At 73.5% G+C, this 8,106-nt stretch carries 9 protein-coding genes; 2 read left to right on the top strand and 7 right to left on the bottom strand.

The window, feature by feature from the left end:
• Window positions 1-45: 45 nt before the first annotated feature.
• On the bottom strand, window positions 46-1,347 hold the full coding sequence (gene waaA / locus MBSD_RS13900; protein ID WP_062537895.1) for a lipid IV(A) 3-deoxy-D-manno-octulosonic acid transferase: 1,302 nt from the start codon (window positions 1,345-1,347) through the stop codon (window positions 46-48).
• A 98-nt stretch (window positions 1,348-1,445) separates the two neighbouring features.
• Between waaA and lpxL the strand changes: the two genes are divergently transcribed.
• Window positions 1,446-2,372 carry an LpxL/LpxP family Kdo(2)-lipid IV(A) lauroyl/palmitoleoyl acyltransferase gene (gene lpxL / locus MBSD_RS13895; RefSeq protein WP_062537894.1) on the top strand — a complete coding sequence of 309 codons (927 nt, stop codon included), beginning with the start codon at window positions 1,446-1,448 and terminating at the stop codon, window positions 2,370-2,372.
• Window positions 2,373-2,547: 175 nt separating this feature from the next.
• On the opposite strand, the gene MBSD_RS13890 is transcribed toward lpxL, so the two are convergent.
• The 6 genes from MBSD_RS13890 to MBSD_RS13865 form a co-directional block, all read right to left on the bottom strand.
• Window positions 2,548-3,312, bottom strand: a complete 765-nt coding sequence (locus MBSD_RS13890; protein WP_062537893.1) for a glycosyltransferase family 2 protein — start codon at window positions 3,310-3,312, stop codon at window positions 2,548-2,550.
• The gene (locus MBSD_RS13885; RefSeq protein ID WP_062537892.1) at window positions 3,309-4,592 is read right to left on the bottom strand and encodes an O-antigen ligase family protein; all 1,284 of its coding nucleotides are present in this window, start codon (window positions 4,590-4,592) and stop codon (window positions 3,309-3,311) included. The genes MBSD_RS13890 and MBSD_RS13885 overlap by 4 nt, the downstream gene beginning before the upstream one ends.
• Window positions 4,593-4,725: 133 nt before the next feature.
• On the bottom strand, window positions 4,726-5,835 hold the full coding sequence (locus MBSD_RS13880; protein ID WP_062537891.1) for a glycosyltransferase: 1,110 nt from the start codon (window positions 5,833-5,835) through the stop codon (window positions 4,726-4,728).
• An 83-nt stretch (window positions 5,836-5,918) separates the two neighbouring features.
• Window positions 5,919-6,128, bottom strand: a complete 210-nt coding sequence (locus MBSD_RS13875) for a zinc-finger domain-containing protein (protein ID WP_062537890.1) — start codon at window positions 6,126-6,128, stop codon at window positions 5,919-5,921.
• Between the two features lie 67 nt (window positions 6,129-6,195).
• Entirely contained in the window at window positions 6,196-6,903 is a 708-nt protein-coding gene (locus MBSD_RS13870; protein ID WP_062537889.1) for a pirin family protein, read from the bottom strand.
• Between the two features lie 44 nt (window positions 6,904-6,947).
• Complete coding sequence (locus MBSD_RS13865) at window positions 6,948-7,562, bottom strand: YceI family protein (RefSeq protein WP_062537888.1); 615 nt, start codon at window positions 7,560-7,562, stop codon at window positions 6,948-6,950.
• Window positions 7,563-7,725: 163 nt separating this feature from the next.
• Between MBSD_RS13865 and MBSD_RS13860 the strand changes: the two genes are divergently transcribed.
• A partial coding sequence (locus MBSD_RS13860) for an ELM1/GtrOC1 family putative glycosyltransferase (RefSeq protein ID WP_425478119.1) occupies window positions 7,726-8,106 on the top strand: 381 nt, incomplete at its 3' end.

The following is an 8,106-nucleotide window of genomic DNA, read 5'->3' as shown; positions in this document are numbered from 1 at the left end:
AATCCCGGGTTCGCCCCGGGTGAACAACCTACTGAGAGATCACACCTAGCCCGCCTTTTTCTTTGCCGCCGTCGACGGCGCCGCGCCGGTCAGCAGGCGCTGGATCAGCGCCATGGTGCGCGAAACCGCGCCGCGCTCGCGCTCGAACACGGCGCGCGCCGCCGCGCCCATGGCCGCCGCACGCGACGGATCGCGCAGCAACTCCAGCACGGTGGCGCCGAGCCGCGCGGCGTCCGGCGTGCGCAGCGCGCCGCCGGCCTCGATCAGGCTGGCGGTGATCTCCTCGAAATTGAAGGTGTACGGACCCACCACCACCGGCCGGCCCAGCGCCGCCGCCTCGAGCACGTTGTGGCCGCCGATCGGCACCAGGCTGCCGGCGACGAAGGCCACGTCGGCGGCGGCATAGTGGCGCAGCAGCACGCCCATCGCGTCGATCACGAAGCACTGCGTGTCGGCGGCGGGCACGTGGTCGGCGCTGTGCGTGGCGACGCGAAAGCCGAGATTGCGCGCGGCGGCGTCGACGGCGCGGAAGCGTTCCGGATGGCGCGGCGCCAGCAGCAGCAGCGCGTCGGGCAGGCGCCGCAGCACCTCGAGATGCGCCTCCAGCACGGCGGTCTCCTCGGCCTCGTGCGTGCTGGCGGCGATCCACACCGGCCGCGAGGCGCCCCAGGCCGCGCGCAGCTCGGCGCCCTCGCGCGGCGCGACCGCCGGCACCGTCATGTCGAACTTGAGGTTGCCGACCACGGTGATGCACTCGTCCGGCGCGCCGAGCGCGCGGAAGCGCGCGGCGTCGGCATGCGACTGCGCGGCGATCTGGCTGACGCAGGCCAGCGCGTCGCGCACCAAGCCGCGGACCGGCGCGTAGCGGCGCAGCGAGCGCGCCGACAGGCGCGCGTTGGCGATCACCAGCGGCAGGCCGCGCGCGGCGCTGGCGTGGTACAGGTTCGGCCAGATCTCGGTTTCCATGATCACCGCGAGACGCGGGCGCACGTGGTCGAGGAAGCGCCGCACCGCGCGCGGCAGGTCGTACGGCAGGTAGACGTGGTAGACGCGGTCGCCGAACAGCTTCTGCACGCGCTCGGAGCCGGTCGGCGTGACGGTGGTGACCACCATGCGCGCGTCGGCGTGGTACTTCAGCAACGCCTCGATCAACGGCACCGCGGCGTTGACTTCGCCGACCGAGACCGCGTGCACCCAGATGCTGCCCGCCAGCGGCGGTCCGGGCAGGAAGCCGAAACGCTCGCGCCAGCGCGCGAAGTAGCCGTGGTAGCGGAAGCCGCGCGCGACCAGCCGGTAGACGATCACCGGCATGGCGAGATACATCAGCAGGGTGTACAGGAGGCGCAACGGCGGGCCTTGGTTTTCAGCGCTGGCGGAGTATAGCGACCCGTCCCCGCGCGGCGGCGCCCCGGCGCGGCGCCGCGCATTGCTACAATCCGCGGCGCATGACGTCCCGCGCCGCGCCGCCCTTTCCGCCCCACCTGCTCGCCCCCGCCCACTGGCCCGCCTGGATCGCCCTCGGCGCGATCTGGCTGGCGGCGCGGCTGCCCTACCGCGCGCTGATGGCGCTGGGGCGCGGGCTGGGACGCGCGCTGCCGGCGCTGCTGGGCGCACGCCGCACCGTGGCCGCGCGCAACATCGCGCTGTGCTTTCCCGAACTCGATGCAGCCGCGCGCGCGGCGCTGGTGCGCGACAGCCTGCGCGAGATCGGCCCGATGCTGGCGGAGTTCGCGCTGGGCTGGATGGCCTCGGACCGCGCGATCGCCAGGATCCCGGTGCGCATCGACGGCCTCGAGCACCTCGCCGCCGCGCGCGCCGCCGGCCGCGGCGTGCTGCTGGTCGGCGGCCACTTCTCGCACCTCGAACTGTGCGCGCGGCTGATCTCGCGGCGCATCCCGATCGCCGGCATGTACCGGGTGATGGACGAGGCGGCGTTCGAATGGGCGGTGCTGCGCGCGCGCCTGCGCTACGCCGACGCGATGTTCACCAAGGACGAGCTGCGCGCCACGGTGAAATACCTCAAGGCCGGCGGCACCGTCTGGTACGCGCCCGACCAGGACATGCGCGGCAAGGACCACGTGTTCGCGCCGTTCTTCGGCATTCCCGCGGCGACGATCACCGCCACGCACCACCTGGCGCGCCTGTCCGGCGCGGCGGTGATGCCGTTCTTCCACCGGCGCCTGCCGGAGGGCGGCTACGCGCTGCGCCTGGAGGCGCCGCTGCAAGGCTTCCCCGGCGCCGACGTCGTCGCCGACACCGCGCGCGTCAACGCCGCGATCGAGCGCATGGTGCGCGAGGCGCCGGCCGAATACCTGTGGATCCACAAGCGCTTCAAGACGCGGCCGCCGGGGGCGCCGCCGGCATACGATTGACGGGAGACGGGAGACGGGAGACGGGAGACGGGAGACGGGAGACGGGAGACGGGAAGAGCGTAACTCCCTGACGTCATCCCCCCGGCGCAAGCCGCAAGCCGGCGTGTTCTCGGATCCCATGATGCCCGCGTCCGCCAGCACGCAGGCGCCTGCCCTGCAGACCCGGGCAGGCGCGCTACCGTCTGCCGAGCCTGCGCGCCTCGTGCAGCTTCGCGTACTTCAGGAACACGTAGAACGCGCCGATCGCGCTGGCGACGAAGCCGGCCCAGCCGTTGAGGAAGTAGCGCTTCAGCAGGAACTGGCGCAGGAAGAACAGCGGCGGATAGAACACCATGCGCAGGCCGGTGAAGCGCTGCCGCCGCGCCAGCTTGTGCGCGACCATGCCGCTGGAGTAGCGGTTGATCTTGTCGACGCGCGTGGCGATGTCGCCGTCGCCGTCGTTGACGAAGTCCGCGCGCCACAGCGTGCGCACCGGCCCGTCCACTTCCACGGCGGCGTGCACCGGCACGTCGTTCATGCGCCCGCGGCGGCGGTCGAACAGGCGCAGGTGCGCGTTGCGCCAGCTGCAGCGGTGCTGCACGGTCCAGAACATGCGCTCGCGCCGCGGCAGCCGGTAGCCGGCGGCGCGCGGCGCGGTCAGCGCGCGTTCGATCACGGCGCGCGTGCCGGGCGAAAGCACTTCGTCGGCGTCGAGGTTCAGCACCCAGTCGTGCGTGGCCATGCCGATCGCGCGCTGCTTCTGCGGGCCGTAGTCGTCGAACGGATGCACGGCGACGCGCGCGCCGTGGCGGCGGGCGATCTCGACGGTGGCGTCGCTGGAGCCCGAGTCCAGCACCACGATCTCCTCCGCCCAGTCCACGGCGGCGAGGCAGCGCTCAAGCGTGTCGGCGTTGTTGTAGGTGATCACCACCACCGACAGCGGTTCACGGGCGCCGCTCATGCGCGCCCTCCGCGCGCGGACGCGGCCAGCGCGGCGCCGGGGAACACGTACAGCGCCGCGCACCAGACCGCGACCAGCCACCAGAACAGCAGCCCCCACCACGCCGAGTAGAAGGCGAGGTGCGTGTTGAACGGAAACACCGCCACCGCCAGCGCGACGCTCGCCGGCCAGGCGCGTTCGCGCGCCGCCGGCGACGCGCGTCGCCACGCCGCGAGCGCCGCCGCCGCGGCCGCGAGCCACAACAGCAGGCCGACGCCGCCGGTTTCGGTCAGCACTTCCAGCAGCAGCTGGTGCGCGTGGCAGGCGCCCTCGCCGGCGCCGCAGGCCTCGGCGGTGAGGAAGTGGTCGCCGGCCGGCGCGTACTGCGGATAGGCGTAGCGGAAGCCGCGCACGCCGACGCCGTTCAGCGGATGCGCGGCGATCATGCGCAGGCTGGCGCGCCAGATGTCCAGGCGTCCGGCCAGCGCCGCGTCCACCGCAGCCTCGTCGCCCTTGAGCGCCAGCAGCGTGCGCTCGATGCGCGCCTCGAAGCGCGGCGAGGTGCGCCAGGCGAGGCCGGCGGCGAGCGCGCCGACCGCCAGCGTCGCGCCGCACCAGGCGGCGAAACGCAGCGGCGCGCGCGTCTCGCGCCAGGCGAACGCCAGCGCGACCAACGCGTAGCTCAGCCAGCTCGCGCGCGAGCCGGACAGCAGCACCGGCCCCAGCAGCAGCAGGAAAGCGGCGACGAGGCCGGTCCGGCCCCAGCGCTCGCGCGCCGCCCACAGCGCGAACGGCGAGAGCACCGCCAGCGTCGGCCCCAGCTTGAGGTTGCCGGCGCCGAAGATGCCGGAGATGCGCTGCGCCTCGGCACGGCCGCCGAGGCTCCAGCCGGTCAGCGCCTGCAGCCAGGCGTCCAGCATCCAGAACGCCAGCAGCGCGGCGACGGCGAAACAGAGCGCGCGCAGCCGCGCCTCGTAGCGCATCGCGTAGCAGGCGTACAGGCCGAACGGCGCGAAACGCAGATAGCCGGCCGTGCTGGTCCAGCTCTTCGCCGGCGCCACCGCGTCCAGCGTCGACAGCAGCGCCGCCGCCACGTAGGCGCCCCACAGCCACAGCAGCAGGCGCGCGCCGGCGTGCTCGCCCAGCGCGCGCGGATGACGCACGAACAGCAGCACGGTGCCGAGCATGCACACCAGCACCGCCGCCTCGGCGCTGCGCCCGAACGGCAGCAGCGCCAATACCGCCCACAGCGGCGTGAGCGGCGAGCGCAGTGCGGCGCGGAGGCGCGAGGCGAGCGGCATCGGGCTGACCCGGAGGTGAGGGGGCGATTGTACGGGAGCGCGGCAGGCGCGAGAAAAGGCGTGCGGAGGAGCAGGAGCAAGGGAGCAGCGTCTTCGCGTCCCCGACGCGCCTTTCGCCGCTTCCCGCTCGCCTCTAGCCTTTCGCCGCCAGCTCCGCGTACAGCGCCAGCGTGGCCTGCTGCATGTCTTCCAGCCGGTAGCGCGTCAACGGCGGGATCGACGGCGCGACGCGCAGCAGCTCGGCGGCGCGTTCGGCCAGGCGCTCGATGTCGCCCGGCGGCACGCGCCCGGCGGGATACAGCTCGGCCAGCAGTTCGCCGACGCCGCCGTGGGCGTAGCCCAGCACCGGCCGGCACATGGCGATCGCCTCGACCACGGTGCGGCCGAACGATTCCGGCTTGTTGGAGAGCTGCAGCACCAGCGCCGACACCGCGTAGACGTCGCGCACGTCGGCGCGCGGCGCGCTATAGGCGACCTGCCCGGCCACGCCGCGCGCGGCGGCGAGCTGGCGCAGCTCCTCGAGATAGGCCTCGCGGCCGGGTTCGATCACGCCGAGCAGCAGCAGGCGCACGTCGACGCCGCGCGCCTTCAGCCCGGCGACCAGCTCGATCGCGTCGTGGTGGCCCTTGAGCCGCGTGCCGCGCCCCGGCAGGGTCAGCAGCGGCGCGCCCTGGAGCTGCGGAAACTCGGCGAAGAAGCGCTGCTGCCATTCCTCGTCGGCGCGATAGCCGTAGGGAAAGTCGGCGGGATCGACGCCGCGCGGGATCACGGTCAGCCGCGCCGGATCGACGCGGTAGTGGCGCAGCACGTAGTCGCGCACGGTCTGCGAGACCACGATCACGCGCTCGCCGCGCGCCATGATGCTGCTGTACAGGCCGGGCGAGTTCAGTCCGTGCACGGTGGTGACGAAATGCGGACGCGGCTTCATGCCGTGCAGCGCCAGCCAGGCCATCCACGCCGGCAGGCGCGAGCGCGCGTGCACGATGTCGGGCCGGATCTCCGCCAGCAGGCGCCGCAGCGGGCCGAGATGGCGCAGCGTCGCCGGCGACTTGCGGCCGAGGTCGAGCGGGACGTGTTCGCTGCCCTCCGCCTCGAGCTGCGCCAGCAGCCGGCCGCCGGTCGAGATCACGATCGAGCGGTGGCCCGCCGCGACCAGGGCGCGCGCCACTTCGAGCGTCGTGCGTTCGGCGCCCCCGGCGTTGAGCGCCGGCACCAGCTGGACGACGGTGAGGCGTCGCTGCATCGACACGGCACCCGTGCGGAGGGATTCGAGGATCGGGTGGAGCAGTAAGGACTGCCCCAATGGCATGCAAGAAAAGTGCCGCTTCAGTCGCGCAGCACGTAGTGCGCGCCGCAGTACGGGCAGGTGGCCTCGCCGCCTTCGTCGGCGATCGGCAGGTAGACGCGCGGGTGCGAATTCCACAGCGCCATGCCCGGCATCGGGCAGGACAACGGCAAGTCGGCGCGCGTGACGTCGTAGCGCTGGGCGGCGTTGGCGGGCGTCTGCGGCGCCGCGCGGGTTTGGGCAGGCGACATGGGCGGGATCCGTGGCTGAACGCCGCGATTCTAACAAGCCGCCGCAGGCGTCCCAACCGCGTCCGGATCAGGCCAGCTCGAACAGCAGCACCTCGCCGCCGTCCGCGCCGCCGCCGGTCAGGGTCAGGGCATCGGCGGCGTCCAGCGCGGCGCCGTCGCCCTGCGTCAGTCGCGTGCCGTCCAGCGTCACCTCGCCACGCGCCACCTGCACCCAGACGCCGCGGCCGGGCGCGGGCCGATGCCGTACCGCGGCGCCGGCGCCGAGGCGGGCCGCGTAGACGTGCGCGTCGGCATGCAGCGCCAGCGCGTCGCCCCCGGCGCCGGCCGGCGCGGCCAGCAGGCAGAGGCGGTCGCGCAGCGCCTGCGCGGCGAACGCGCGCTGCGCGTACGAAGGCGCCAGGTTGACGCGGTTCGGCTGGATCCAGATCTGCAGGAAGCGCACCGGCCGATCGTCCGCGGCGTTGTACTCGCTGTGCTCGATGCCGTGACCCGCGCTCATCCGTTGCAGCTCGCCGGCACGGATCACGCCGCTGCCACCGGCGGAATCGCGGTGCGCCAGCGCGCCTTCCAGCACCCAGGTGAGGATCTCCATGTTGGCGTGGTGGTGCGGCGGGAAGCCGCTGCCTGGCGCGACCACGTCCTCGTTCAGCACGCGCAGCGCGCGGAAGCCCGTCTGCGCGGGCTCGTAATAGCGCCCGAAGGAGAAGCTGTGGCGGCTGTCCAGCCAGTCGGTGCGGGTGTGGCCGCGCGCGGCGGCCGGGCGTAGCGTCGGCATCGGTGAACCCGGAGGCGCGCCGCGGTCTGCGACACGCCGCCAGCTTACTTCGAGGCCTTGGCCTGCGTCTTCGCCTCGTAGGCCCGGCTCTCGATCGCCTCGGTGGTGATGCGCAGCTGCACCGCGTCGCTGACCGCGGGCACGTACAGCTTCACGCCGAAGTCGGAGCGCGACAGCGTGGCGGTGGCGTCGAAGCCTAGCGCCGGCGCCTTCCACAGCGGATGCTCGCCGTCCTTGTTCAGGCGGACGTCCAGCACCACCGGCCGGGTCACGCCGTGCAGGGCGAGATCGCCGGTGACCTTGAGCGTGTCCGCGTCGGCGCCGCGCTCGACCTTGGTGCTGACGAAGGTGGCGGTCGGATACTTGGCGGCATCGAAGAAGTCGGGCGACTCGAGGTGCTTGTCCAGCGCCGGCACGTGGGTGTTGACCTGGTCCATCGGGATGGTCACGCGCACGCTGGAACGCGCGGGATCGGCGGCGTCGTAGTCCAGCGTGCCGGTGACGCCGTCGAACTGGCCGGTCTGGTGCGAGTAGCCGAAGTGCGTGTAGGTGAACAGCACCTGGGTGTGGTTGGGATCGAGCGTGTAGCGCGTGGTCGCGGCGGACGCGGCGGCGGCGGCGGTCGCGAGCAGCGCGGCGAGCAGGATGCGGCGGATCATCGGTGGTTCTCCTTGGGGGACGGCGAGGATGCGCCCGGATGTGGCAGTGTATGCCGCGCGGCGCGCGCCGATTGCGCCGCCGCGGGAAACGCAGTGTGCACCGAACCGCGACTCTACCCGGATGCGAAAATGCCGCGTTTGCGGCACGGGCGGCGGAGGCGACGTGGACCACGGCTGGGTGATCACCGACGGCGCGGCCGGCAACGAGCGCCAGGCGCTGGCGCTGGCGGAGGCGCTGCGCATCGAGGCGCGCGTGCTGCGCCTCGCGCCGCGCGCGCCGTGGGCCTGGCTGGCGCCGCGCCTGGCGCTGGGCGGCCGGCTGGCGCTGGCGCCGGCCGAGCGGGCGGCGTTCGCGCCGCCGTGGCCGCAGCTGGCGATCGGCTGCGGCCGCGCGGCGGCGCTGTGCACGCGCCTGCTGCGCACGCTCTCCGGCGGCCGCACGTTCTGCGTGCAGATCCTCGATCCGCGCATCGACACGCGCCATTGGGACGTGGTGATCGCGCCGCAGCACGACGGCCTCGCCGGCGCCAACGTGCTGACGCCG

This window comes from Mizugakiibacter sediminis, assembly GCF_000953855.2.
In the GTDB taxonomy this organism is placed as follows: Bacteria; Pseudomonadota; Gammaproteobacteria; order Xanthomonadales; family Rhodanobacteraceae; genus Mizugakiibacter; species Mizugakiibacter sediminis.
This window is presented reverse-complemented; position numbering and strand designations above follow the sequence as displayed.